The 26,057-nt window shown below is 44.1% G+C and carries 22 protein-coding genes; 11 read left to right on the forward strand and 11 right to left on the reverse strand.

Going from position 1 to position 26,057, the window contains the following annotated elements; genetic code table 11:
* Position 1 precedes the first annotated feature (1 nt).
* Positions 2-1,099, forward strand: a complete 1,098-nt coding sequence (locus tag AB2J24_RS04780; protein WP_367384636.1) for a quinone-dependent dihydroorotate dehydrogenase — start codon at positions 2-4, stop codon at positions 1,097-1,099.
* Positions 1,100-1,111: 12 nt separating this feature from the next.
* On the opposite strand, the gene AB2J24_RS04785 is transcribed toward AB2J24_RS04780, so the two are convergent.
* Positions 1,112-1,549, reverse strand: coding sequence for a hypothetical protein (locus AB2J24_RS04785; RefSeq protein WP_162654213.1), 438 nt, complete (start codon positions 1,547-1,549; stop codon positions 1,112-1,114).
* A 182-nt stretch (positions 1,550-1,731) separates the two neighbouring features.
* Here AB2J24_RS04785 and AB2J24_RS04790 point away from each other — a divergent pair, with 182 nt between their 5' ends.
* The gene (locus tag AB2J24_RS04790; protein ID WP_162654214.1) at positions 1,732-2,730 is read left to right on the forward strand and encodes a LacI family DNA-binding transcriptional regulator; all 999 of its coding nucleotides are present in this window, start codon (positions 1,732-1,734) and stop codon (positions 2,728-2,730) included.
* A 21-nt stretch (positions 2,731-2,751) separates the two neighbouring features.
* Here AB2J24_RS04790 and AB2J24_RS04795 read toward each other — a convergent pair whose 3' ends face one another.
* From AB2J24_RS04795 to AB2J24_RS04805, 3 genes are read right to left on the reverse strand one after another with little or no spacing between them, the layout of a single operon-like run.
* Positions 2,752-3,909, reverse strand: coding sequence for a Gfo/Idh/MocA family protein (locus AB2J24_RS04795; RefSeq protein WP_367384637.1), 1,158 nt, complete (start codon positions 3,907-3,909; stop codon positions 2,752-2,754).
* Position 3,910: 1 nt separating this feature from the next.
* On the reverse strand, positions 3,911-4,813 hold the full coding sequence (locus tag AB2J24_RS04800) for a TIM barrel protein (protein ID WP_367384638.1): 903 nt from the start codon (positions 4,811-4,813) through the stop codon (positions 3,911-3,913).
* 19 nt (positions 4,814-4,832) lie between these two features.
* Positions 4,833-5,954, reverse strand: coding sequence for a Gfo/Idh/MocA family protein (locus tag AB2J24_RS04805; protein WP_367384639.1), 1,122 nt, complete (start codon positions 5,952-5,954; stop codon positions 4,833-4,835).
* A gap of 168 nt (positions 5,955-6,122) precedes the next feature.
* Here AB2J24_RS04805 and AB2J24_RS04810 point away from each other — a divergent pair, with 168 nt between their 5' ends.
* Entirely contained in the window at positions 6,123-6,803 is a 681-nt protein-coding gene (locus AB2J24_RS04810) for a haloacid dehalogenase type II (protein WP_162654218.1), read from the forward strand.
* On the opposite strand, the gene AB2J24_RS04815 is transcribed toward AB2J24_RS04810, so the two are convergent.
* The 3 genes from AB2J24_RS04815 to AB2J24_RS04825 all read right to left on the reverse strand — a co-directional run bounded on the left by AB2J24_RS04815 (position 6,791) and on the right by AB2J24_RS04825 (position 10,222).
* On the reverse strand, positions 6,791-8,335 hold the full coding sequence (locus tag AB2J24_RS04815) for a TolC family protein (RefSeq protein ID WP_162654219.1): 1,545 nt from the start codon (positions 8,333-8,335) through the stop codon (positions 6,791-6,793). The genes AB2J24_RS04810 and AB2J24_RS04815 overlap by 13 nt on opposite strands.
* Before the next feature lie 255 nt (positions 8,336-8,590).
* A complete protein-coding gene (locus AB2J24_RS04820) occupies positions 8,591-9,946 on the reverse strand; it encodes an MATE family efflux transporter (protein WP_367384640.1) in 1,356 nt (451 codons plus the stop codon).
* A 6-nt stretch (positions 9,947-9,952) separates the two neighbouring features.
* Positions 9,953-10,222, reverse strand: a complete 270-nt coding sequence (locus tag AB2J24_RS04825) for a DUF6460 domain-containing protein (RefSeq protein WP_162654221.1) — start codon at positions 10,220-10,222, stop codon at positions 9,953-9,955.
* A 161-nt stretch (positions 10,223-10,383) separates the two neighbouring features.
* On the opposite strand from AB2J24_RS04825, the gene AB2J24_RS04830 reads away from it, so the two are divergent.
* Positions 10,384-12,888: a ligase-associated DNA damage response DEXH box helicase gene (locus tag AB2J24_RS04830; RefSeq protein WP_367384641.1), complete on the forward strand. Its 2,505-nt coding sequence runs from the start codon at positions 10,384-10,386 to the stop codon at positions 12,886-12,888.
* 1 nt (position 12,889) lies between these two features.
* Complete coding sequence (gene pdeM / locus AB2J24_RS04835; RefSeq protein WP_367384642.1) at positions 12,890-13,606, forward strand: ligase-associated DNA damage response endonuclease PdeM; 717 nt, start codon at positions 12,890-12,892, stop codon at positions 13,604-13,606.
* Between the two features lie 26 nt (positions 13,607-13,632).
* On the opposite strand, the gene AB2J24_RS04840 is transcribed toward pdeM, so the two are convergent.
* Positions 13,633-17,247: a peptidoglycan-binding protein gene (locus AB2J24_RS04840; protein ID WP_367384643.1), complete on the reverse strand. Its 3,615-nt coding sequence runs from the start codon at positions 17,245-17,247 to the stop codon at positions 13,633-13,635.
* Positions 17,248-17,529: 282 nt separating this feature from the next.
* Here AB2J24_RS04840 and AB2J24_RS04845 point away from each other — a divergent pair, with 282 nt between their 5' ends.
* The 4 genes from AB2J24_RS04845 (at position 17,530) to AB2J24_RS04860 (ending at position 20,404) form a co-directional block, all read left to right on the forward strand.
* Positions 17,530-18,147 carry a 2-hydroxychromene-2-carboxylate isomerase gene (locus AB2J24_RS04845; protein ID WP_367384644.1) on the forward strand — a complete coding sequence of 206 codons (618 nt, stop codon included), beginning with the start codon at positions 17,530-17,532 and terminating at the stop codon, positions 18,145-18,147.
* 135 nt (positions 18,148-18,282) lie between these two features.
* Entirely contained in the window at positions 18,283-18,984 is a 702-nt protein-coding gene (locus AB2J24_RS04850) for a S24 family peptidase (protein WP_367384645.1), read from the forward strand.
* An 88-nt stretch (positions 18,985-19,072) separates the two neighbouring features.
* Positions 19,073-19,504 carry a tellurite resistance TerB family protein gene (locus AB2J24_RS04855; protein ID WP_367384646.1) on the forward strand — a complete coding sequence of 144 codons (432 nt, stop codon included), beginning with the start codon at positions 19,073-19,075 and terminating at the stop codon, positions 19,502-19,504.
* Between the two features lie 84 nt (positions 19,505-19,588).
* The gene (locus tag AB2J24_RS04860; RefSeq protein ID WP_367384647.1) at positions 19,589-20,404 is read left to right on the forward strand and encodes a sterol desaturase family protein; all 816 of its coding nucleotides are present in this window, start codon (positions 19,589-19,591) and stop codon (positions 20,402-20,404) included.
* 2 nt (positions 20,405-20,406) lie between these two features.
* Here the strand turns inward: AB2J24_RS04860 and AB2J24_RS04865 are convergent, their stop codons facing one another.
* A complete protein-coding gene (locus AB2J24_RS04865; RefSeq protein WP_367384648.1) occupies positions 20,407-21,279 on the reverse strand; it encodes a transporter substrate-binding domain-containing protein in 873 nt (290 codons plus the stop codon).
* Between the two features lie 44 nt (positions 21,280-21,323).
* Here AB2J24_RS04865 and AB2J24_RS04870 point away from each other — a divergent pair, with 44 nt between their 5' ends.
* The gene (locus AB2J24_RS04870) at positions 21,324-23,252 is read left to right on the forward strand and encodes a glycosyltransferase family 2 protein (protein ID WP_367384649.1); all 1,929 of its coding nucleotides are present in this window, start codon (positions 21,324-21,326) and stop codon (positions 23,250-23,252) included.
* A gap of 6 nt (positions 23,253-23,258) precedes the next feature.
* On the opposite strand, the gene AB2J24_RS04875 is transcribed toward AB2J24_RS04870, so the two are convergent.
* Positions 23,259-23,879: a DUF2799 domain-containing protein gene (locus AB2J24_RS04875; protein WP_162654231.1), complete on the reverse strand. Its 621-nt coding sequence runs from the start codon at positions 23,877-23,879 to the stop codon at positions 23,259-23,261.
* Positions 23,880-23,957: 78 nt separating this feature from the next.
* The gene (locus AB2J24_RS04880) at positions 23,958-24,491 is read right to left on the reverse strand and encodes a GcrA family cell cycle regulator (protein WP_162654232.1); all 534 of its coding nucleotides are present in this window, start codon (positions 24,489-24,491) and stop codon (positions 23,958-23,960) included.
* 381 nt (positions 24,492-24,872) lie between these two features.
* Between AB2J24_RS04880 and AB2J24_RS04885 the strand changes: the two genes are divergently transcribed.
* Complete coding sequence (locus AB2J24_RS04885) at positions 24,873-26,045, forward strand: aspartate aminotransferase family protein (protein ID WP_367384650.1); 1,173 nt, start codon at positions 24,873-24,875, stop codon at positions 26,043-26,045.
* The last annotated feature ends 12 nt before the right edge of the window (positions 26,046-26,057 follow it).

Below are 26,057 nucleotides of genomic sequence, written 5' to 3' on the forward strand. Positions count from 1 at the left end.
CATGTTCAACCCTTATAAAGCTATTGCTCAGAAAGCCTTTTTTGCTCTCGATGCTGAAAAAGCCCACGGCTTATCAATTAAGTTTCTACAAACTGGTGCTGCTTGTGTATTTAAACCTCATCCTGATTCTCGCTTGGAACAATCAGTTGCAGGACTGAGCTTCCCCAATCCAGTTGGAATGGCCGCCGGCTACGATAAAAATGCAGATGTTCCTCTCGAAATTCTAAAACTCGGTTTTGGCTTTACCGAAGTGGGCACGATTACACCTAAACCTCAAAGCGGCAACCCAAAACCTCGAATTTTTCGCCTCCCTACCGATGAAGCCGTTATCAATCGACTTGGCTTTAATAATGATGGACATCAAGCTGCTCTGCAAAGACTTGAAAACTTACGGGGCAAAGGGCAAATAATTGGTGTGAATATCGGGGCGAATAAAGACAGTGAAGATAGAACACAGGATTATGTCTCGGGTATCGATACATTTTACAAACATGCCAGCTATTTCACGGCTAATATTTCATCGCCGAACACACCAGGCCTTCGAGATTTACAGGCGCGAGAAAGCCTTTCGGAACTTCTATCTCGTTGCATAAACAAACGTAATGAACTTGCAAAAATACATGGTAAACGCGTACCGATCTTCTTAAAAGTTGCGCCCGATCTGACACAGGAGGGCATTGACGATATCGCCGCGGAAGTCGCCGACAAGAATATTGATGGTGTAATAATCTCAAACACAACATTGTCTCGATCCGGCCTAAAAGACATGACAGTGGCGCATGAGACCGGCGGATTATCTGGCAAACCCGTTTTAACAAGATCAAATATAGTACTCGCTAAATTTCGAGAAGCGATTGGTAATGATATGCCAATAATTGGCGTGGGCGGCATTAGTGATGCAAATTCAGCGGCAGAAAAAATCCGGGCAGGAGCTGATCTTGTTCAATTATACACGGGAATGATATATCAAGGCCCGAGCATCGCGGCAAAGATCTGTCAAGGATTAAGCCGTATCTGCGACCAGCAAAGCTTGGCCAATATCAGCGATATTAGAGGTGCTAAAACCGAGTATTATTCCAATTTGGAAATCCCCAAATAGAAAATATCGCCTTTAGCCGAGCGATACGACCACATTTAGTTTATGACCATCTGGGACAAGTTGAAATGATCTGATAGCTCGGCGGCTGATCATTGCAAGACCCTCGCAAGCTTGGCGGATAGCATGCAATGCATCATCACAAGCACCTGAAAGAGCCAATTCCAAATTTTCTGAAGAATTTACATTGCTAAATGTAATGCTACGCGGTGGCGACGCATACAACTCTTTCAAGCCTTTCCGTAGTGCGAGATTGAGTGCGTATTGCGGTAGACCACCAGCACTAAAATCAGTTACGATCACCTCACCATTATCTGTACGTTGAAAACGTACCCAAAACAATGGATCAATTTTTGAGATAATTTTAACAGAAAAATCGTCAGTTTCAGCAACTAAACTATCGCTTGCCGCTTTGACCTTGACTTCTTGAAGGCTAATAATTGTTGCCGACATAACATACTCACATACAATATACTCTTAACACTTTTTTAACTATATAAGAGCGTTCAGATTTTACAAGCCGTGTTGTCGCATAGATGATAATTTGGGTTAATTATTAAGCTCCGTGGTTTCGGGAGTTTCAATATACGTTTTCATATGTAAAATAGGTTCGAGAAAATAATGGATTTCAGAATATGGCAGTTACAGCGCAAGACGTAGCAGATAAAGCAGGCGTATCAAGATCAGCAGTTTCTAGAGCATTTACACCCGGTGCGTCGGTATCTGCGCGGATGCGAAAACGTGTTGAGGATGTTGCAAATGAACTGGGTTATCGACCAAATGTTCTTGCCAGCAGTTTAACAACCCGGCGCACTAAGCTCATTGGGCTGGTTTCTGACAATTTCCAAAACCCACTTTTTCTTGATGTCTTTGATTTATTTTCGCGCGGGCTTCAAGAACGAGGCCTTAGACCACTGTTAGTTAACCTTTCAGGCGAACGTGATCCAGAAAACTCGATTAATTTGTTACGCCAGTATTCCGTAGATGGTGTCATTGTTGCATCATCCACTTTAGCACCGGGATTTGCAAAGGCATTCACAGATGAGGGTATTCCAGTTGTGCATTCTTTCGGGCGTCATGCGCCATCTCCTCAAACAACTATAGTTGGAATTGATAATATTGAATGCGGACGGATGGCGGCACGAGCCTTGATTGAACGAGGTTATAAGAGTGTTGGTTTCATGGGCGGCCCAGAACTAGCCAGTTCAACACAAGACCGGGTGACAGGTTTTCGCGAAGAACTTGCAAAACACCCTCATATCAATGTCAAACACTCTTATGCAGGCGCCTATTCATTTGATGCTGGTCGCAAAGAAATGCAACGGCTTTTGGAAGGTCAATTGCAAGAGGCCTATTTCTGTGGCGATGATGTTTTGTCTGTGGGAGCGATCAGCGCAGTGACGGAAGCCGGCTTTAAAGTGCCAGATGATGTCGGTTTCATCGGACTGAACGACATGGAAATGGCTGGCTGGCAGAATATCAATCTTACGACCATTCGGCAGCCGGTAGTTGATATTATTAACTCCTCACTGGAGCAAATGGTTAATATGCTTGTTGATCCCGATCAAGTTCATCAGGCTTTAATTTTCCCATGTGAAATTATTGAGCGTGGAACGCTGCGAGCTAAAACATAAACCGCAGCATTCCACATTTTCTTATCTGAACATCGGCGGACGGGCATCTAGCCATTTTCCGTCTTGTTTGCCGGATTCAGCAACGGCAACAACAGCTGCCATTGACCGCAAACCATCCTCAGCGCGAGGGTATAGATTTGCTGCTGGGTCCATATCTCGGTTTTCCTTTTGTGCATTGATGGCTTCAGCTAAATCCTTGTAGATATTGGCAAAAGCTAACGGCATACCCTCTGCATGACCAATGGTTACGCGAGTTGATCTGTCTGCTTCTGGAGAAAGATTTGCTTCACCACGCTCGATAACCTGAAGACGCTCGCCAAGCGGCATATAGTAAAGTTGATTTGGCTGCTCTTGGCTCCAGCGCAATCCGCCTGTTTCCCCGAATACCTGGATTCCCAAACCGTGTTGGCGACCAATTGCTATCGAGGATGTCCAAAGACGACCGACGGTTCCACCATCCATACGGAAATTGACCATTGCGTCATCCTCCAAAGTGCGCACAGGAAGGCAAGAGACAATATCAGCGGACAGTTTTTCAACCTCCTGACCTGTAACGAAACTAGCCATGTGCATGGCATGAATTCCACAATCGGCAAACTGAGCTGAAACGCCAGCCTGTGCAGGATCATAACGCCAACGAACACGTGGATTATCCGCATCAGCCGCATTGGCATGGTGGCCATGCGCGAATTCTGTATTGACCAAACGAACCTTGCCAATATCACCGCGAGCGATCATAGCCTTCATATGGCGCACAAGAGAATAACCAGTGTAGCCATAGTTTACTGCACAGATTTTCCCGGCAGCTTTAGCCGTGCGAACGATATCTTCGCCTTCTTCCACAGTCATGGTCATCGGCTTTTCACAAAGCACATTAAAACCAGCCTCCAGAAAGGCTTTTGTGATCTCATAATGTGTTGAGTTTGGTGTTGCAACAGTAACCAAATCAACACGGTCATCACGGCCTTTTTCGCCCGCGAGCATATCTTGCCACGAACCGTAAGACCGGTCACTTGCAAGGCCCAAACGTTGACCATACTCACGGCCTTCTTCGGGTCTGTGGTCAAGTGCACCGGCGGTAAATTCAAACTTGCTATCAAGACCAGAACCTAATCTGTGTGCTGGCCCAATTTGACTGCCTTCGCCGCCACCGATCATGCCCCATTTTAACTTTGTCATTTTAAGCTTCCTCGCTAAAACCAATTGACGCCAAGTATGCTCGATTGTCTCTTGCATCCCCCACGGGATCATTTTCAAGGGTTGGATCGATATCCTGCTCGACTGTACACCAACCTGAAAAATCATTATCTCTCAATATTTTATGCACAGCAGGAAAATCAACATCACCTTGACCAAGTTTACAGAAAATACGTTGGCCACATGCATCATAAAAATCAGTTCTATTCTTGACCACATCAGCTTTTACAGCTGGATCAATATCTTTGAAATGCATATAGGAGATACGGTCAATATGGCGCTCCATAAAAGCAACAGGGTCAAACCCGGCATAAGAATGATGGCCCGTATCAAAACAAATTTTCAGAATTTTTTCATCAACTTCTGAAAGCAATCGTTCAAGCTCAGGCTCAAAATCCAAAAACCCACCCGCATGGGCATGAATGCCGACGGTCAGGCCATATTCTTCGCTACCCATTTTTGCAATTTCAGCAATACGATCACGAAAGCCTACCCATTCAGCCTGGTCCATTTGTACCGCTTCATCAGCGCGGCCGGCAGTTGGTGCTCTACGGGGAGAAATTGAATCAATAATAACCAGGTGCTCAGCACCATGCGCCTTCAACGCTTGGCAAGTTCGCACAGATGCATCTTTAACGTCATCCCATGCATTCACATCATGAAACGGGCGGAAAATAACGCCGCCAATCAATGATAACTCATTTTGCGCTAGCGCATCACCAAGAATACTAGGGTCTTCTGGCATAAAACCAACAGGACCAAGTTCAATACCTTTATATCCTGCATCAGCGTTATCTTTTAGAACGCTTTGCCATGTTGGATTACGCGCATCATCAGCAAATTCCACACCCCATGAACAAGGTGCATTTCCAATCTGAATTGTCACAATTATAGCCTCTTATAAATTAGAATTCATCAACATTAAGCCACTTTTTCTCAGCAGCTGATTCAATTGCAGTTGCAACCACTTTCGCGACATCTAGCCCATCCTTAAATGTTGGCCAGACAGCCTCGCGTTTGTCGATTGCTTCGAGGAAGTCTTTCGCCTCGATAATAATTTGATCTTGATAACCAGTGCCATGACCAGGCCCTTGGCAGAAGGGCAAATAATCAGGGTGTTCCGGTCCAGTCAATATCTTTTTAAACCCTTGATGGGCGTTTGGATCGTCCATCTTATATAGCCAAACTGCATTTTGATCTTCTTGATCAAACCGAATTGCACCCTTTGTGCCGGTAATTTCATATGCGTAGCCCATCTTACGACCAGCAGCTACTCGACTTGAGTATATATGACCCATCACGCCACTTTTAAAACGGACCATCATTTGCGCATGATCATCGTTTGTCACATCTTCCAGCGCGCCTGTTGTTTCATTTTTTCGCTGTTTAAATACCGTTTCAACATCAGCCATAAGGCTTTCAACAGGGCCCATCAGTGCAAGTGCAGCATTGATAATATGCGGCGCTAAATCACCCATATTGCCGTTTGCCATGCCTTTAGTCCGCCAATTTGCAGGTTGATCAGGGTCAGCTAGAAAATCCTCGGTATGCTCACCTCTAAACCAAGTAACATCACCAATAACACCATCTTTTAAGAGCTGGCGGACAAATTGCGATGCGGGCGTGCGAATATAATTATATGCCACCATGTTGGTCACGCCGGAACTTTCAGCAAGCTCAACCATTTTACGGCTTTCGGCGAGGGACGCCCCCATCGGCTTCTCACATAAAACAGGTTTCCCAAGCGCAAATGCTGCTTCCGCAACTTTCAAATGCGTGCTTTGGGGAGATGCAATGACTATTGCTTCCACAGCAGGATCATTGACCAACTCATTCCAATCACTTGTCGCTCGGGCAAAGCCATAGGCTTTTCTGTATCTCTCAGCGGATGAAGCGGATGTTGCACACACCATTTCAAGTTTTGGGCGAAGATTTGTTTCAAATATAGCGCCGACAGAAGACATGGCAACAGCATGTGCTTTGCCCATATATCCTCCACCAACAATACCTATTCCGATTTTGGGCACTGTATTTCCTCCTCATTTCCGCAAGAGATTTGCACGCGGTTGCAAAATCCATATCACTAGTCCCGGCGTCTGGTCAATAAGCCTATTGTCAAGAATTGAATATTTATGCTCTAGTGAAATTCAAATATGCAGACAACTGACCAATAATGCGCAGGTTAGGAAAGCTCAATGGGTTTGAAATCAAAGATAAAAGCAGTCATTTTCGATGCCTATGGCACACTTTTTGATGTCTACTCAGTTGCGACCCTTGCCGATGAAATTTTCCCTGGCAAGGGAGAGGAAATTGCCAAAATTTGGCGCGAACGGCAAATTGATTACACTCGTATTAGAACGCTTTGCAACCAATATATAGACTTCCGGAAAGTTACTGAAGATGCTTTGATATTTTCCTGTGCTAGCCTTGAATTAAGCCTATCTAACACGAACAAAAATCGGTTGATGGATCAATATGATCACCTCAATGCTTTTCCTGAAAACTTAGCGGTATTGGATCAATTAAAATCTTTAGAACTAAAGCTCGGCATCCTATCTAATGGTACTATGGGGATGATTGATGGAGCTACAAAAAGTGCGGGAATGGACGGATATTTTGATCACATTCTGACCGTTGAACATGTGAAGAAATATAAAACCGCACCAGAAGTCTATCAACTCGGACCTGATGCATTTGATCTAGATACATCACAAATTTTGTTCGTCTCGTCAAATTGCTGGGATGCTTGCGGCGCAACCTGGTTTGGGTATCAAACCCTATGGATCAATCGAGCAGATATGCCTGTTGAAGTTTTGGGCGTTGAGCCTTGTGCCATTGGTAAAAAGCTCGACGCCGTTCTAGATTATCTTAGTTGAGACAATAAAATTCGGTCTGAAAGACCAAAGCTTCCACCCTCAAAGCGACCAGATGCGATGAGTAATTGATATGCTGCCCAATAAGCTGATGTTTTTGTATCCGAAGCATCTATGCGCGCTTGCGCTAGAATCTGTTTTTGCTCTAGCACTTTATCGAGCGTTCCGACGCCTTTTTCGTATTTAACAGCTTCAGATTTTGCCACTTTACGCAAGTAGTTTACCCGCGAATTAGCTAATCCTACTTGTTTAACTGCAGATTGATATTCCCGCGATAAAGATCTTACTGACAATTCCACATTCCGTCGCGTATCCGATGCCTGATACGATGCTAATTGCGCGCGTTCCTTGGCTTCTGAAATATCTGCAACTGTCGCCAAATCAACTAAAGGCATTGTTAAACGTACGCCAACTTCCCAGTCTGTTGTTTGTTTTGATTTTGTATAAGTGCCCAATGCTACATCATGCTGCCCATACAAGCTGACCTGTGGCAGGTAGCCACCAATAGCGGAACGGCTCGCAAAACGTTGAGCAGTTGCAGTATGTTTGGCAGCCATTAATGTTGGGTCAGATATGATAGCCTGCGCGACAAGCTCATTCTCCGTGGATTGAATTAGTTTCTTGAGAGCAGGTAGTTTTGGTGTTTTATCAACTGGGGCACCAATTAGACTTTCTAATTGTGCCTTGATTTGATTTCGAGTGCTGATGCTGCCTTCGCGCTGGCGACGCAAACTAGCTAAATTAGCTTGTACATATGCAATATCAGCTGCACTCGCAAACCCCTGTTTCTCGCGGTTCCTTACCGCAGTCAGAAGCCTCTTTAAACTGCCCACATTCTCGCCCAACAATGCAACGGTTTGTTGGGCCTGATTAAATTGAAGCAATGCGGATATAACCTGGCTCGCAACTTGATTGCGAACAGCTTTTGCACGCCCCAAAGCTGCTTTACGATTGCTTTTAGCTGCTTTGAGGGCAAAATGACGCCTTCCACTCGTGAAAATGGGAAGATTAAGTGAGAATTTCAACTCGGATGTTTCTTGCCCATGTGGAATTGTACCCAAACGCAATCCTGCACGTGATACATCAACTGACATACTAATCACAGGTGTATAGCTTGCAAGTTCTTTCCAAATTCTAATCTGCGCGATCTTAACTTCACTCTTGGATACGTCAATGGCATCGCTAGAAGCAATCGCATTGGTTATCAAACCTCGCATTTCTAAGCCGATCAAACCGCTTTTTTCTGCAGTCTTGCCAAATTCATTGGAACTTGTAAGCGTAGCAATCGAACCGACAACTTCTTTAGTTGGGAGAAACTTGTCCGACTTGTTTGGTTTGTAAGGCTTAAAACTTCCTCTCGTTTCAGACCGAGTTGGCTTAAAAATATTAAGAATACCCCTCAGCCCTTCTGACGGCTTCTTCATCTGTGTAGCCTGAGGTACAGTGGCACTTGCATCGGGGTCCGCGTCCACGAATACTGATGAAGAAAAAAACAAGGCCAAAGTGAGTGCCACGCGTAAATTATGCTGCCGCATGTTTACCCCCCCGTAAAGCAACATGACGCAAATTCACCAGTCTTACGACACACAAAAGCCCTCTACGAGCAGATACAGACTGCTGCTGCGAGTTTATATTTTTAAGGTGTTGGCGTTCGGGTGCCCAAAACACAAGCATAACTTACTCCACGTTCTCACCAAAACCTAAAAGAACATGGTTAATAAGTCTTTAGGATTTCACCTTAGTTTGACCGGTGGATGTAAAATATCTGAACATCTTATAACAAACGATTATCAAGCTACGTTCTGATATGCAGATTTAATTTTGCGAGGTAAAATCATCGTAAGTGATATTCCCCTGATACCCATAAAAATATTGAGGGCAACCCAGAGCCCATGATTTTCCCAATATGTTGCCAAAATCAATGAACTGATTATGAAAACTGCGAGTGAAAGAAGCATCATATTACGCATATCTTGCGACCATGTAGCACCGATATAGACCCCATCCATCTGAAATGCGACAACGCCCGTAAAAGCTATCAATGCAGCCCAAAGATAATAAGTTTTCGCAATTCGTCGAACATCCTCTTCCGTTGTGATGATATCGATAAGTACGTTACCAAAAATCCAAAAGAAGACAAAAAGCACTCCTGCTAGAATGAAACTCCAAATGACAGTCAGCTTAATAGCTTTTATGAACGCTGGCTTATAATTGGCACCAATTGATCTACCTGCAAGTTGCTCAGCTGCTGTTGCAATACCATCCAAAAAATATCCAGCAATCATAACGAAATTGATCAATATCGCATTTGCTGCGAGCGTTTGATCGCCAAACTGGCCACCTTGCCGAGTAAACCATGCAAAAGCAGTCACCAGCGCAAAACTACGAATCATAATATCGCCATTGAGCGACATTAATTTCCTGAATTCTTGGCCATCAATAATTCGTAAAAAACTTGGTTTCGCTTCTGGCAAAAACTTAGATACAACAACAACTAAACCGATCAATACGCCAAAATATTCTGCGATTACAGTTGCCCAAGCTACACCTTCTAACCCCCAACCTAAATTAAGACCAAGGAAGATGGAAAGAGCAATATTAGTAACATATAAAACCAGCTGCAGAAACAGGCCTAGACGCCCCTTGCCCTGACCAAGAACATAACCAAGAACTGCATAATTCATCAGCGTAGCAGGAGCTGATAATATTCGTATATCAAAGTAACGTGTTGCGGCATCAGATACGTTGGCGCTGGCATCCATGACAACAAGTCCGAGTGTTAGTATGGCGTTCTGAAAGATTATCAGAACTATCCCAAGCACGATGGCTATTGCACTGGAGCGCCAAAATGTGGCTTGTTGCTCCATCTCATCTCCACGCCCAAAACTTTGTGCCACAAGGCCAGTTGTTGCTGATCTTAGAAAATTAAAGGTGCCAAAAATCAGGTCGAATATAATGACAGATATTGCAAGGCCGCCCAACAGAGCAGCGCTTCCAAGTTGACCAACTACTGCTACATCAACAAGACCAAGCAGGGGTGTTGTCAAAAACGCCAGCGTCATGGGTAAAGCTATTGAAAAGACGAGCTTATTTGTGACCTCAAACGGACGAACTTCGGCTCTGTTTTTTTGATGAGGCGCGCTCATCTGTTATCAACGATTACGATAGTTCAGGATACGTAATAAAATGAATACAGGAATAACCACCGCTGCTCCGAGAGCTAAATACTCGCCAAATCTACCTAATGCAGCAAAGCCTTGGTGCCAAATGCGGATGATAAAGTCTCTTATACCGTAAAAAATATCAAAGGGTGACCAGTCCATAGCGGCCATCACAACACCAACCACAAAAGATATAACGAGCAACTTAATAATTGTCCGACCGATTGAATCACCTAAAAATTGGTCTACTTTTCCAGACATGCAACTCTCCATTTGTGAGGTAGTTATGACATAACTATGCGGCAGAAATTGTTCAAGTCTTTTCGCCAAAGAATAAAGCTTACTTCTTTGAAATGATGTTGCTTGCATGTTGCTCAAAGCCGACCTAGATTCTGGTTCCATGAAATCGCGATTCCATTTATATGACCCAACTTAAGGGCCAATTACCAAAAATATTCGATGACTGGTTTGCCGACCAGAATTGGCAACCCCGTCCGCATCAATTGCAATTGTTGAAAAATGCCCAAGATGGACTTTCAACACTGTTAATAGCTCCGACAGGCGCAGGTAAGACTTTGGCAGGTTTCTTGCCTTCATTGGTGGATCTGGCATCTCGCGAGCGAGCCAAGCCAGAAAAACAAAAAACTAGATTACACACATTGTATGTCTCTCCACTCAAAGCACTTGCGGTAGATATCGAGCGAAATCTGGATCGCCCCGTTTCAGGAATGGGATTGGACATTCGCACAGAAACCAGAACGGGCGATACACCGCAACATAAACGGCAACGACAAAAACTTAACCCGCCTGACATATTGCTCACCACACCAGAACAGATCTCGTTACTTTTAGCCAATGGACAAGCCAATGATTTTTTCAAAGGCCTTAAATACATTATTTTCGATGAACTTCATTCACTTGTTATATCTAAACGCGGACATTTATTGGCGCTTGCTCTGTCGCGTTTGCGTGTTCATGCACCTAATATGCAAACAATTGGATTATCCGCAACTGTTGCCAACCCCTTAGATTTGCAGAAATGGCTTGCACCACAAAACGCTGAAGAAAACAATTTAGCTCAGAAGATAGTTGTCGAAGGCGGAGCTAAACCCAACATTTCGATCTTAAAATCAAAGGAGCGTATTCCTTGGTCTGGTCATACAGCCCGATATGCAATGAGCGAGGTTTATGAGGAAATTAAAGCCCATAGAACTACGCTTTTATTTGTAAACACACGCAGCCAGGCTGAAATGTTGTTTCAGGAACTTTGGACAATCAACGACGACAATTTGCCAATTGCGCTTCATCACGGCTCACTTGATACAAATCAGCGACGCAAAGTGGAGGCGGCCATGGCTAATGACGCTTTACAAGCTGTCGTTGCAACCTCGACGCTTGATCTGGGGATCGATTGGGGTGACGTTGACCTTGTTATTCACATCGGCGCACCAAAAGGTGCTAGCCGCCTTGCTCAGCGCATTGGGCGGTCAAATCACCGAATGGATGAACCAAGTAAAGCGATATTGGTACCAGCAAATCGGTTTGAGGTGATGGAATGTCAAGCTGCGCTGAATGCAAATTATCTGGGTGCACAAGATACACCGCCGCTTCAACAAGGCGCATTCGATGTACTTGCACAGCATATTCTCGGAATGGCATGCGCTGCCCCCTTTTCGGATGAGGCGCTCTATAGTGAGGTGATTACATCTGCACCCTATCATAATCTGCCAAAGGATATTTTCAAACGGATCCTAGAATTTGTCGCAACAGGCGGCTACGCACTCAAAACCTATGAAAGATATGCGAGAATTAGGAAGACAGAAGAGGGTCTGTGGCGGATATCAAACCCAAAAATTGCTCAACAATATCGCCTCAATATCGGCACAATTATTGAAGCTCCGGTGTTAAATGTTAGGCTTGTTTCAAAGCGAAAAAATGGATCTTTTGGGCGTGGTGGTCCCTCATTGGGCAAAATTGAAGAATACTTTCTTGAGGCGCTAACTCCCGGTGATACATTTCTCTTTAGTGGTAAAGTCCTGAAATTTGAAGGTATTCGCGAAAACGAATGTCTTGCCTCGAAAACCTTCGATGATTCACCTAAAATTCCGGCCTATGCGGGGGGTAAATTTCCTCTCTCGACCTATCTTGCCGAACAAGTTCGTAAGATGCTGGCCGAACCAAAGGAATGGGAGAAACTTCCCATTCAAGTACGAGAATGGCTTCAGTTACAAAAGAAGTATTCAATACTCCCCAGCCGCAATGAACTTTTACTGGAAACATTTCCGCGTCAGGAAAAGCACTACATGGTTATCTATCCGTTTGAAGGTCGTCTGGCTCATCAGACGCTTGGCATGCTTCTAACACGTCGTCTTGAACGGATGCACGCAAAACCACTGGGGTTTGTTGCTACAGATTATGCACTAGCCATTTGGGCTTTTGATGATATTGGGGCGCGTATGACGAATGGCACGATCCAATTATCTGAATTATTCCATGAAGATATGTTAGGAGATGACTTAGAAGCGTGGCTTGATGAATCATGGCTCCTTAAACGCACATTTCGAAATTGTGCTGTCATTTCAGGTCTGATAGAGCGCAGGCACCCAGGACAAGAAAAAACAGGCAGACAAGTAACCATATCTGCGGATTTGATTTATGATGTGCTGCGAAGCCATGAACCTGATCATATATTACTGCAAGCAACTCGCGAAGATGCCGCCACAGGACTGTTGGATGTCAGAAGGTTAAGCGATATGTTAGCGCGTATAAAAGGACATATTCTGCACCAAAAGCTTGATCAAATTTCTCCGCTCGCAGTCCCTATCATGCTGGAGATAGGTCGTGAGCCTATAAATGGCGAAGCGCAGGAAAGCATACTTGCAGAAGCAGCAGACGATTTTTTGAAAGAGCTAGGCGGCAGTATTTGAGATGAAAAATTTAGTTTCAAAAATTGATCACCAGCCGCTTCAATGTGTTGAATCATCCGTAAATGGAACGGCTATATTATATGACTATCGCGGTGTTATTTTTCTACCCGATAGCCAAGTTCTTATCGTATCCGATCTCCACCTTGAGAAAGGAGCCGCGTTTGCAAGACGCGGCCTCATGCATCCCCCTTATGATACGCATTCAACGCTTGCTAGGCTCAAAGAATGCATATCATTTTACAATCCGAAGACAATAATCAGTCTAGGAGATAGTTTTCATGACAAGCATGGCGCGACACAATTGCCAGGAACTTATAGATCTTCGCTGTTAAAATTGCAGAAAAATTCCGATTGGATATGGATATCTGGCAACCATGACCCTGAACCTCCAAAGGATTTTGGCGGTGTGTTTTGCGATGAAGTTGTTATTGAAAAGCTTACATTTAGGCATGAGCCTGTTGCACATGCTGCCGATGGAGAAGTTGCAGGCCATTTACACCCAGCGGCAAAAATAACACGTCGAGGGAAATCCGTTCGAAGGGCTTGTTTTGCATCTGACGGCAAACGCTTAATCTTGCCTGCTTTTGGTACAACAACTGGCTGTCTATCACTGCAACATCGCGCTTTTGAAGGCCTGTTTCTGAAGTCTGATTTAAACGCATTCGTTCTGGGTAAAGAACAACTCTACCCAGTTTCATATTCACGCCTAAATTCATAGAAATTGGCAGCAGCTAACTACTGATGTTAGCCATTACGCTTCAACAGTTCTTGAACAAGTTTATCCGAAATTTGTCCATTTGGCTCCATACCAATTGACGTTTGAAATGCTTTGATTGCATCTGTTGTTTTCGCACCAATAATACCATCAGGGCGTCCTGCATCATACCCATTATTATTCAAAATGGCTTGAATATTTTTGATGGCTTTTTGCATGTCAATGGAAGCTGTTCCAGAGTTTCTTGAAACCCATGCATCTGGAATTTGTACATCGTTCGCAAGTTTATCAACAGGGCTTGCCACCCATGACTTGGCTTTTTCCTGAGCTATTTTCGCACGATCTTCTGGCAAAGCATTCAACACTTGATCCCGTTTAACAGCCGCATCCTGATCACCTTGTGCAGCAGCGATTGCAAACCATTTATATGATTCGACCAAATCACGTGGAAGCCCCTCACCCCTAGCATGAAGAATAGCCATATTGACCTGGCTATCTCTAACACCAAAATCTGCTGCCTGACGGAACCAGTTTGCAGCTTTTTCCATCTCGCCAAGACTTCCGCTTGATGCTAGCAATACGCCCAAATTATGCATTGCACTAATGTTGCCGTTATTTGCGGACTTCAGGTATAACTCGCGGGCCTTATCCAAGTTTCTAGCTACACCCTCACCCTTTTCATACATGTTGCCTAAACGATATTGAGCGGGTGCAAAATTCTGATCAGCAGAAAGCTCAAGCCACTTCATTGCTTTATCATTGGCAACATCTGTATCTCGACCATCTGCATAACGCGCCGCAATTTCATATAGCGCAATGGGATCACCGGAAAGTGCTGCTTCTTTCAAAGCGCCGGAAGCGATGGAGGGCGGAAGCTCATTTACAGCTGCTAAGGTTTCTGGTGCGATCCGTTGCGACGGCGCTATAGTTCCTGGTGCTGCAGCAATAACGTCATCTGCGTTCTCGCTTACATTTACATGCGGATTGGCAGAACTCTCATCCTTGTTAGCCGAAGCGAAAATATCTTGCTCCTGGATATCAGTTCCTTCTGTCGACGCGGTTGTATTGGGCAGCTCAACAATGCGCGGCGCGGCATTTTCCAACGGTGTTTCGACAGGGTTGTTTGTGTCATTTTGAACGACCTGAGGGGTAACATCTTCAGATTTGAAAGATTGATCGTTACTTTGGTCCAAACTGATTTGCTCAGTTTGCCCGGATGAGCCACCAATATCCAGCACTTGCTTCACAACGGGAAATGCTAAAATGGCAACCAAAATCGCTCCAGCAGCAATTAGCACCGGCTTGCTTACAAGGGGACTGTTTTTACCCGGTTCCTTAAGTTGGAAACGCCTTTTTCTGGGTTGCTCTTCTTCTGCCCCTACCTCGGAAGAAGCAGCTAGGGCTGCGCGCCGTGCCGCAGAAACTAAATCCTGAGGGTTGGAGTTTGTGGACGTGGTTTCTTGTGTACTGCGTGATTTTTGAACATCACGCACTTTTTGCATGATCGAGTTAATATCAGGTGCACCAGAACCAGGCTCAAGTGGTTCGTCTGCAAATTCGCTTTCAAGTTCATCAAGTACATTTCGCGGCGCGAGTTGATCTTCTGATTGAGGCGCTTGAGCGCGCTCGTTCTTATCCACAACAGCAGTTTTCATCCGGCTTGCCAGTCCCGCAAGTAACGAATTTGTACCATTTGCAGGAGCGGCTTGTTCACGAGGTTCCTCTTCAGAAACACGTTCTTCTAGAAATGCGGTTGCGGCTTCTGGCATCACATGAGGCGCTGAGGAAATAACTTCGGGAACATCCTCCTCATTTCTGAAAGGAATTTCTTCGGGCGCTAGCGCAGGTGCTGTCTGATTTTCAACTGCATGATAAGCATCCGAACCAGATGATTGAGGAGGCGCAGCGTGCTGTTCAGTCAAAACGGAATTTAATGTGGACGGTGTGTCACTCACTTGGCTATTTAGCCGCTCGAGCCCATCGACGATCTTGACGAGCGATTGTTGCACGGTATTAAAAGCTTTTATATTCCGATCTTCACTTGAGAGTTGAAGATTTTCAAGGTGCTTTAATTCTTTCACAAGCCCACTTATTACATTGTCATCAGTATTGCTATTCGTGCTATCACCGTGGGCGGGTGTTGAGCCATGTGCTTGCAAGGTTGCTTCTGCAGCCTGTTTAGCTGCCTCAAGAACAAACTCGTCATTTGTGTTGAGATGCTCGTGTAAGTTATCTAGTTTTTCACTGACATCGCTAACATTAGTTCCTCTTACAAGTTCAGATAATTGTTCGATCTGTTGCTGCAATCCATCAACATTTGGATTAACGGATTCCCTACTATTGTCCAGACGCGCGTTTAACTGCAACAGCTGTTCTTCTAATCGATCTATTCCATTAATTTCAATAGGTTGCGCCCGCTTGTCAAGTTGAGTAGCAACATCTGTCAATTGAGACACGAGGCGTTCAATTCCGGCAGTCTCAACCGTAGAAGCGCGTTGATCAATTGCGTCTACTTTATTAGATAGTTCACTCAAACGCTCGTCGAGCAGCGGAAAATGACCTGCTCCAGAACTATTATCTAAGCTCGCCTGCAGATGCGCCATTCGCTTCTCAAGATTTTGATACGCATCTTCATTTGACAGAGTGTTAATTCGCGATGAAATCGCCTCAATTCTATCGATCAGCCCCGCTTCACTTCGGTCTGAAAGACCCTCAATTTGATCTGCAAGTTGCGCCAGTCGTTGTTCCGTTTGACTGGTAAATTCAGTAAATTGAGTGTAATTTTGTGCTTGCTCTGGCCGATCTATCAAGGCCGCGACTGCTGAAGATATATTCTCCAGCTTTTCCTCAAGCGGTCGAAGCATTGGTCCGTTTTCATTCATATTGGCAAGCACGAGACGCATTTCGGCTAACCGTCCGGATAAATCGGAAAACTCACCTTTCATAATGTTTGGATCAAACCCTTGCAGATTTTGCTCGATGGAACTCCACCTGTTATCCAAACCAACCAAGGTATCTTCACGTGCTAACTTATCAACTAGATTACGTAAACTATCCACTTCCAGACGCAGTGAATCGATGTCCTGATTACCCTGATCAACTGGATATCCTGCCTCTAGCTGTTTCAAACTTTGAGCGATCTGCTCCAAATCAGACCCAAGTGAAGCCGGCATATTATCTTTGATCGCTGTATGTCGCAGATCCAATATGTCCTTTTGCAAACGCCCAACTTCACCGTTTATCGTCGCTTGCATATCTTGCTTCAGCTCACGTCGTAACTGTGAAAGAAGCCCCGCCAGCTCACCAGATGATTGGCTGTTTTGTTTAAAGTGATTTTGCTCTTGAGTAGATGACGTTTTCAAGAAACCCTGATTAGTATTTCTTGAATTAACATTTCTTGCAAAGCTCGGCGGATTACCGCCAGATAAACTATGCTGACGTGCGCGAACTTCATCTCTCAAATTGGCTGAATGTGAAAAATCTGTTGAATTACTATGAGTCCGTTCAAGAGGGCTTGCAGCTCTAGGATTCGCGTTTGAAACACCGAGAATTTTCTTTTCTAGATCTTCTATTGTTCTGCTAAGCGTCTCAAAAGTCGACTCATCAGCAAACAAATTATGGTTCTTTGATCTGGATCCGTTCATTCTTCCGTTCGTCCCGACAGTTGGAGCTTACCCGCAAAAGGTCATATAATCGTATTACAATTTTGACTCGCTGAGTTGCAAAAGCATGAAACGCTAAAACAAATCACTATTGCAAACTAACTAAGTGCAACATCGTCGAAATATGGTAAACAAGCCGTTAACTATTGTTACTTTTTTATAACTTTTGACTGCGACACCCCTTCAAAGTACTCGTTTTACTAGGCGTAACACCCGAACCTTGCGGGAAATTGAAGTGCATTAAATGAGAACCGGAGACCGATCATGGTACAAATCGACTATTATTACTTTTCAATTTCACCGTTTGCATATCTTGGTCACCAAGAAATTCTGCGCGTTGCGGAAAAACACAGTGCTCAACTAAATTTCAAACCAGTTGATTTATTCAAAATCTGGGAAGTCTCTGGTGCAGTACCACCAGCAAAACGTCCGCCTGTTCGCCAACGCATGCGATTTATAGAATTGCAACGTGTCGCTGAATATCGAAATCTGCCTATTAATATTCGCCCAGAATATTTCCCAACTGATCCGCAACTTGCGGATAAAACAGTTATTGCATTAATCAAAGACGGACATAATCCTGCCGATTATATGGGCAAGGTTTTTGCAGCGGTCTGGGCTGAAAATAAAAACATTGCAGATCAGGATGTCGTGGCAGAATTACTTCGCTCGAGTGGATTTGATGCTCAGGATATTATTTCGAAAGCCCAACATGACGAGATGGATACGATAAGACAACAAAATTCACAAGATGCGATCAAGGCTGATGCCGTTGGGGTACCAACTTATGTGCTCAATGGAGAAGCTTTTTGGGGACAAGATAGAATTGAGCATCTCGACGCTGCACTAACTTCAGGCCGCACTCCATTTTCTGCTGACTAACCGTTTCAGGCATTCAACTGGGCAAAATTTAGGATAAGGGAAAAATTTCCTATTTACTTTACTAATTTAGATATCAGTTTTATGATATTTTACAAAATCTAGTTCAGATTTCTGATGTAATGGAGCATATGTAATTTGCTATCACACGCCCAAATATGGGGTGCTATAGAAACTTTAGCGTCTCAACATAACTTATCAACTTCGGGCCTTGCCAGATTGGCTGGGCTTGATCCAACATCCTTTAATAAGTCAAAACGCGAAGGTTCTGATGGACGGTTACGTTGGCCTTCTACCGAATCCGTTTCCAAAATAATTGAGGCAACCAATACCAGCTTTGAAGCTTTTGCAATGCTCGCAAATGACGATGGAAAATCTCGGTACGAGGGACTGCCAAACGGCTCATTTGCCAGGCAACCAAACAGCACCATAGCAGGCAGCACACCGACAAGTGGCATTCCCGTCCTTGGCTTTGCACAAGCTGGCGCAGGTGGATTTTTTGATGATGCAGGCTTTCCCGCTGGCCAAGGTTGGGAGCAGATAGATTTTCCTGCAAACTTGGGCACAGCAAACAGTGTTTACGCGCTTGAAATTCAAGGTGACTCTATGCTGCCCTTGTACCGGGATGGTGATACTTTAATAGTTGAACCAGACGCCACTTTAAAAAAAGGGGACCGCGTCGTCGTCAAAACGATTGATGGTGAAGTCATGGCAAAAATTTTGGCACGTGATACGGTACAAGCTATCGAGCTTTTATCGGTGAACCCAGAACACCCCAATAGGCAGTTTGATAAAAAGGATATCGAATGGACGGCTCGGATTATCTGGGCAAGCCAATAATGGATCTTGAAATCGTCTTCATTCTGTATTCTAATCGAAATCACAAAATATGAAATCAAGCGCCGTATGTTCAGGATAAAGTCGTAAAATGGGAAGTGAAATCTCACCGCAAGAAGGCATCATATACCTCATGGTAATTATGTCCGCAGCTGATCGGGAAATGAATGATCAAGAGCTTGCGAAGATGGGTAGACTTACCCGCTACCTACCGATCTTTGAAGCATTCGAAGAAGAAGACCTACTACCAACAACGAGGCGTTGTTCAGCTATTCTCGCAGAACCAGAGGGTTTGAGCCATGCTCTGCAGGCCATACAAGAAGCTATTCCGGAGCGCCTTTATGACACAGCTTATGCTGTTGCAGTCGATCTAGCTTCCGCAGACCTAAACGTTCGCGTTGAAGAAATCAGAATACTCCAACTCGTTAGAGATATTTTCAAACTAGATAAGTTGACTTGTGCCGCCATTGAACGTGGTGCTATTGCAAGATTTCGTAGAGCGCGCTCGTCGGAACGAGATTAATAGTTGGATTCCCAATAATCGAACAAGTGTGCTTTGCTTGTGATATATCGCAATACTAAAGACCATTGAAGATGGAATGTATCTATGTCACTTTTTGGATTTTCAGAGCCTGTTGTTCGACTGTCAGTTTTTATAACCGTTTTGACAGCTATGGCGCTTCTTGAACTTTTTCATCCTAAGTTAGAACGCGATGAAATGCGGGGGGCATTGAAAACAAAACGGTGGTTTACCAATATTTCAATGGTTGTTTTATCTTCTCTTTGCTTACGCATAATATTTCCCGCGGCGGCAGTTGGTGCCGCAATATGGCTTGAGACCAAAAATCTTGGTCTATTTAATCTGACCTCCATCCCTGTTTGGGTCGCCGGAATATTGTCATTTGTTATCCTTGATTTTATTGTCTGGTTTGAACATCTGGTTAGTCATAAATGGTCTATCTTGTGGCGAATTCATCGAATGCATCATGCAGATAACGGTTTTGATGTGACAACTGCACTGAGATTTCATCCACTGGAAATTGTTTTATCCATGATATGGAAAATCATGATTATTGCGGTTCTGGGTGCGCCTGCAGTTGCCGTGCTGGTTTTCGAAATTGTACTCAATGGAATGGCTATGTTTAACCATTCCAACGTGAAACTTCCGACTTGGCTTGATCAATTAATTCGCCCCATTTTAGTTACACCTGATATGCACCGCGTACATCATTCCAGTGATCGTAACGAAACAGATTCCAATTATGGATTTAACTTCTCATTCTGGGATCGAATATTTATGACTTACAGCCATGAGCCTAAGCTTGGACATGATGGTATAGAAATTGGTCTGAAAGAATACCGCGGTCCAAAAAGTTCAAATTTGATTTGGGCATTGCTACTTCCATTCAGAAAAAACAAATAACTTCAATAAATTCCGTTCGGAAAGTACTTTAAGTACAATTCATCAAAGCGACCATTTTTAGTTATCAAAGAAAGCCCATAATTCAATGCATTGATGAGGGATTGGTCGCCCTTTTCTACGGCAATAGAAAGCCCGCTTCCTAAGAAATCCCGCGACAGATGGGCGCCCCCTAAAAATGTGCAGCAATCCTGAGATTCTTTGCCTGATAACCAAAATGACATTTGAAGACCATCACCAAATAGAACGTCAATATCCTTGGCTTTAAGCGCATCAAACAACACTTTACGATCATCTATAGGAATTTGATTGGATTTTGGGTACCAACTTCTCAACATCGCCTCATGCGCTGTCCCCTTCAGAACACCAACTTTAAGCCCGGAATTACTCTTAAGGTCCGCAAGAGATATCAGATTTCCTTTTTGAGTTACAAATCTTGCCGGTAATTCTAGATAAATTCTTGTGAAGGAATAATTTGCTCGTGTTTCATCTGTTATTGAGATGCCAGCGATAATTGCATCGCCTTTTTTCTGCTTAAGTGCCGTATGAAATTCATCCCACTCGACAGCTTGAATTTGGCAGCGTTCCAAAATGTTGAGCTGAATACAAATTTCACGAGCAAGATCAATATGAAAACCGGACAGGCGGCCTGTTTGATCTAAAAAGTTGAATGGGGGGAAGTCAACTGTGGTCAAAAACCGAATTCTCTCAATGCTAGAAACCTCTGCAATAGGCAGTCGTTCTTTTGCATCGAAGTAATTTGGTACCACCATTTTATCTGCAATTGCGAATTTTATCGGGATTAAGCCCAAGAAAAGAGCCAAACACACCATTTTAGCCCAATCAGGGGCTATACTTTTGTTTGCAAGTAGCATCATATTCAACATAACCGTGTATGTAATTGTAAGTGTTCGAATATATTATGTCATCCAGTACCGATAGCGACAACCATTCGATCAGAAATTTGACTGAAAATTTGGCTGCGCCCGAAAAGTTAGTACCAGAAGAAGCTTTTGACATTGACCGTGAGAAGCAAGAATTGGCATATTTCATCTCAATTGGCATCAGTCCCGATAGCTTACAATCTGCAGTAATAGCCTCACGCAGAAACTTCACCACCATTCAAGAAGAAGTTTTTGCAAGCGGCTTATTGAATGAGGAAGCACATTTCCATAAGCTTGCTAAACGACTAAATTTGCCATTTTTGAACCAGATTGATGCAAATATGGTTGTGGGCTCTCAATATATCGACGTTTTATTAAAGCGGCGCGGCCCCTTACGTATCGTCGAACAGGAAGTTATTAGAACGGTTATTTCTCCGAATATTTCAGAAGCAATACGACTGAATGATCACCTTATTGAAAAACCTGAGCTTCAAAATCGGCTTGCAATAGCCAGTTTCCAAACAATTAAGCATACCGTTTGGCAATTTAGGAAGAAAGAACGTGTAAAGGACACAATCCGAGAATTACCTGAAAATTCACCGGAGATGAGCGCTAGACATTTAATGACCAATTGGCAAAGTTTCGTCTGCGGCTTTGCATTGTCATGCTTTCTATTTTTTGCAAGTGCATCAACGAGCCTCACCATGACCGTGTTCCACACATTTTTGTCACTGTTATACTTGTCTTCCAATCTACTGAAATTGGCGGCAGCATTTTTTACCGCGGATGAAACAAATCGTACAACGACAATAGGCAATCAACCTTTGCCTATGTATACCATCCTCGTTGCGCTCTATGATGAAGCGCCTGTTGCTCGTCAATTAGTTAGGGCTTTGGATCGCCTCAACTGGCCAAAAAGTCGATTGGATATCAAGCTCATCTGTGAGGAAAATGATACGGCAACTATTGAGGCAATAAAGGCTGCAAATCCTGGCTCACAGTTTGAGATAGTTACAGTTCCTCCCATGCCGCCCAGCACAAAACCCAAGGCACTGCAATATGCACTTCACGGTGCCGGAGGCGATTTTATTGCAATTTATGATGCAGAAGATATTCCCAATCCAGACCAACTGCGCGAAGCCTACTCAGTATTTTCAACATCCGATAACAAGTTAGCGTGTTTGCAGGCCCCTCTTGTCATCTCAAACGCGCCAAAAAACTGGCTAACAGCACTTTTTGGAATTGAATATTCCGGTCTTTTTCGAAGGCTAATACCGCTTTTATCATATTTTGGATTGCCTATACCTCTTGGCGGAACGTCAAATCATTTCCGTAGATCAGCACTGAAAGCCGTTGGCGGATGGGACCCGAATAATGTCACCGAAGATGCCGACCTTGGCATAAGACTTTATCGTCATGGATATCATACTGGCGTACTTAGAAGACCCACATTAGAACATGCTCCCGAAGACATTGATGTCTGGATCAAACAAAGGACACGCTGGCTTAAGGGTTGGATGCAAACTTGGCTCGTTTTCATGCGACGACCACTCAATCTGTTTAAGCAAAATAAGATTATCGGGTTCTTAAGCCTTCAAATCATAATTGCCGGCATGCTTGTCGCAGCATTAGCGCACCCATTTGCCTATCTGTTCATCTCACATAGTATATACACAGGAGTTACATACGGAACTGGTGCTATCACAAATACTGATAAGTTCTTGTTTTTTATAGATGTATTCAATCTCTTCGGTAGTTATTTCATTTTCTTTCTAGCCGGATGGCGCGCATTTATTCCTCTCGAAAAACGAGACATAAAGAAAAAATGGTTACTTATGTTACCGTTTTACTGGCTACTTATGTCGTGGGCGGGCTGGCGCGCAATTACACAACTTCCCAACCAAGCACATAAATGGGAGAAAACACCGCACCAGCCTGTTCAATCAAAACTCATCCCGGAAAAATAAAATTCCCTACAGCCCGTTATTATAGCGTGAGATCTGCAACCGAAAATCTTGGATATCACGATTGGCCAAAGCGAGCTCGCCGGTCAATCGGGATATTTCAGCCTGATCATCTGAATTTAGTCGATTAAGTTCAGCAAGTTCATACTGTGCAGCAACTTGTTGCGCGGGAGTTAAGCTGGCAATCGTTTTAAATTTTTCACTAATCTGCGTTTGCCGTGACGAGATAGAGCTTTTTCTACTATCTATGCTCCGTCGGATATCATAAGCCTTCTTACCCAAATCATAGGCCTGTTGAAAACTTGCAGAACTGTTAAGCGGGCAAACATTTGCATATGATTTTCCAGCTTCTCCAACACTCAAACCATTTTGAGGCGTACAATAACGTATAACACCCTTTTGATAGCCTTGGTTCCAAAGTGTTTGATCGGGAACTACCCCAATTTTAGCACACGCTTTCGTGTGCCCGGCAAAGCGTTCTTGCGGAGCATAACCTGCGGCACCATCAGCATCACCAATAACCATCCAGTCAGCTGCAAGACACTCTTCTTTCGAAAGCGTAGCACACCCGGAAAGAATGCCAATAATCGCAATAAAAACAACTACTATTGAAAATTTAGACGAAATCACAGCCAGCCCCTTACACACTAAATAGTATGAGAAAACTACTGAATATATTGCCAGAGTTCAAGCTCGAATATTCTTGAACTAGCGCGAACGTCTACGTTCTGATGTCGGCTGGTAAGCTAGTTTTGAGTGATACTTACAATAGGGTGCGGAATCTGCCGAGTCATTACCACAGAAATGGAAGTCATCAGCCATTGGATCACCAATCGGCCATTTGCATGTATTTTCGCCAAGCTCAACTAATTTCAATTTCTTTGAAATTGGAACAACAACATCTTCTATTGGTCGAATGTCAACTTCCTGAAAAGCAACAGCATCAACATCAGTATTAAGCGCGGTTGCGGCGGCACCACTTCCGCTGCCTCTTGTCGAGGGACTACGTGGCGCCGATGTTCCTGCGCGGCTTGTATAAGTGCGTGTGGTTGTAGCAGGGCGTTTTGCGCGAGGTGCCCGTGAACCACCAGACTTTGCACGACCTGGTAAATGGAGTCTGTGAACTTTACCGATGACCGCATTACGACTAACACCACCGAGCTGGGCAGCAATCTGACTTGCGCTCAAACCATCGGCCCAAAGTTTCGTTAGCTGCTCCACGCGTTCATCAGTCCAACTCATAACGTTCTCCGTATTCACCATATTTTATAAAACAGAATCAACCAGCGTTGCGCCGACAAGGGCACATTGTTACTCGATACAAATTTAGCTGGGTCCGTCGCATTTTAACCAACTATCTCTTAAGCTAGTGATCGTAGGACTCCGTGACAAGGGGCGAAGAATCATCCTGATTCGGAATTTGAAGTTTTCCCCAACTTACGTAAAATCCGACCAAAATCTTGGGAAAACCCAAAAAAATGCATATTTCTCGTTCGATTGACATTGCAATACGAAATTGTGATAATGACTGGACCGTCCGAAAAGGGCGGTTTTTTATTTTAAACCCCCGTGATGATCAATTCATCCCAGCGATAATTTTGCAATATCTATATGGAGGCAGGCATGGCATCCGCCACGTCAACATTTTCAGTTTTCAATCACCCTGAAACCAAATTTGTATCCGGGGACGGGGTTTGGCTTAAAACAGATAAAGATGAGAAGTATCTGGATTTCACCGCAGGTATTGCAGTAAACTCTCTTGGGCATTGTCATCCTCATCTTGTTGAGGCATTAAAATCTCAAGCTGAACAATTATGGCACATCTCAAATCTGTATCAAATTGAGGGACAGGTAAAACTCGCCGATCGCCTTGTCGAAAACACATTTGCCGATAAAGTTTTCTTCACTAACTCCGGCCTTGAGGCAATGGAGTGTGCTATTAAAACTGCACGCCGTTATCATTTTGCAAAAGGTGATGTTGACAAATACGAGATCATTACATTCGAGGGGGCCTTTCATGGTCGATCGATTGCAACTGTCGCAGCGGGTGGTCAGGAGAAATATATAGAAGGCTTCGGACCAAAAGCACCCGGATTTAACCAAGTACCACTCAATGATATTGAAGCGCTGAGAAATGCAATGAGTGAGCGCACCGCCGCACTGCTCATCGAGCCTATTCAAGGAGAAGGCGGTATACGCAGCGTCTCAAATCAGTTTCTTACGGAAATGCGAAACCTGTGCGATGAATTTCGTGCTCTGCTAATCTTTGATGAAATTCAGTGCGGGATTGGCAGAACCGGCAAACTGTTCGCGCATGAATGGTCTGGCATCACGCCAGATATTATGGCTGTTGCGAAGGGCATTGGCGGGGGTTTTCCGCTCGGCGCTTGTTTAGCAACAGAAGAAGCAGCTGGCGCAATGGTGCCCGGAACACATGGAACGACCTTTGGTGGCAATCCTTTGGCTATGTCTGTTGGCAACGCTGTTCTTGATGTAGTTTTGGAAGATGGTTTCTTAGATAATGTCATCACCACGGCAAATATTCTTAAGCAAGGTTTGGCGGAGTTGAGTGATACATATCCTGACGTGATTGAAGACATACGCGGATCAGGCTTGATGATCGGCATTCAGTGCAAAATCCCAAATCTGGATTTACTGGCTGCGATGGGCGGGCAGAAGCTTTTAGCGGTTCCTGCTGGTGATAACGTTGTTCGTTTACTTCCGCCACTAACTTTAACGCCGGAAGAGGCGAGAGACGGATTAACTCGACTTCGACAAGCTCTTGCAACTTTTTAAGTACTGTTTTTA

Origin of the sequence: Lentilitoribacter sp. EG35 (assembly GCF_040784015.1) — a bacterium.
Taxonomy (GTDB): domain Bacteria; phylum Pseudomonadota; class Alphaproteobacteria; order Rhizobiales; family Rhizobiaceae; genus Lentilitoribacter.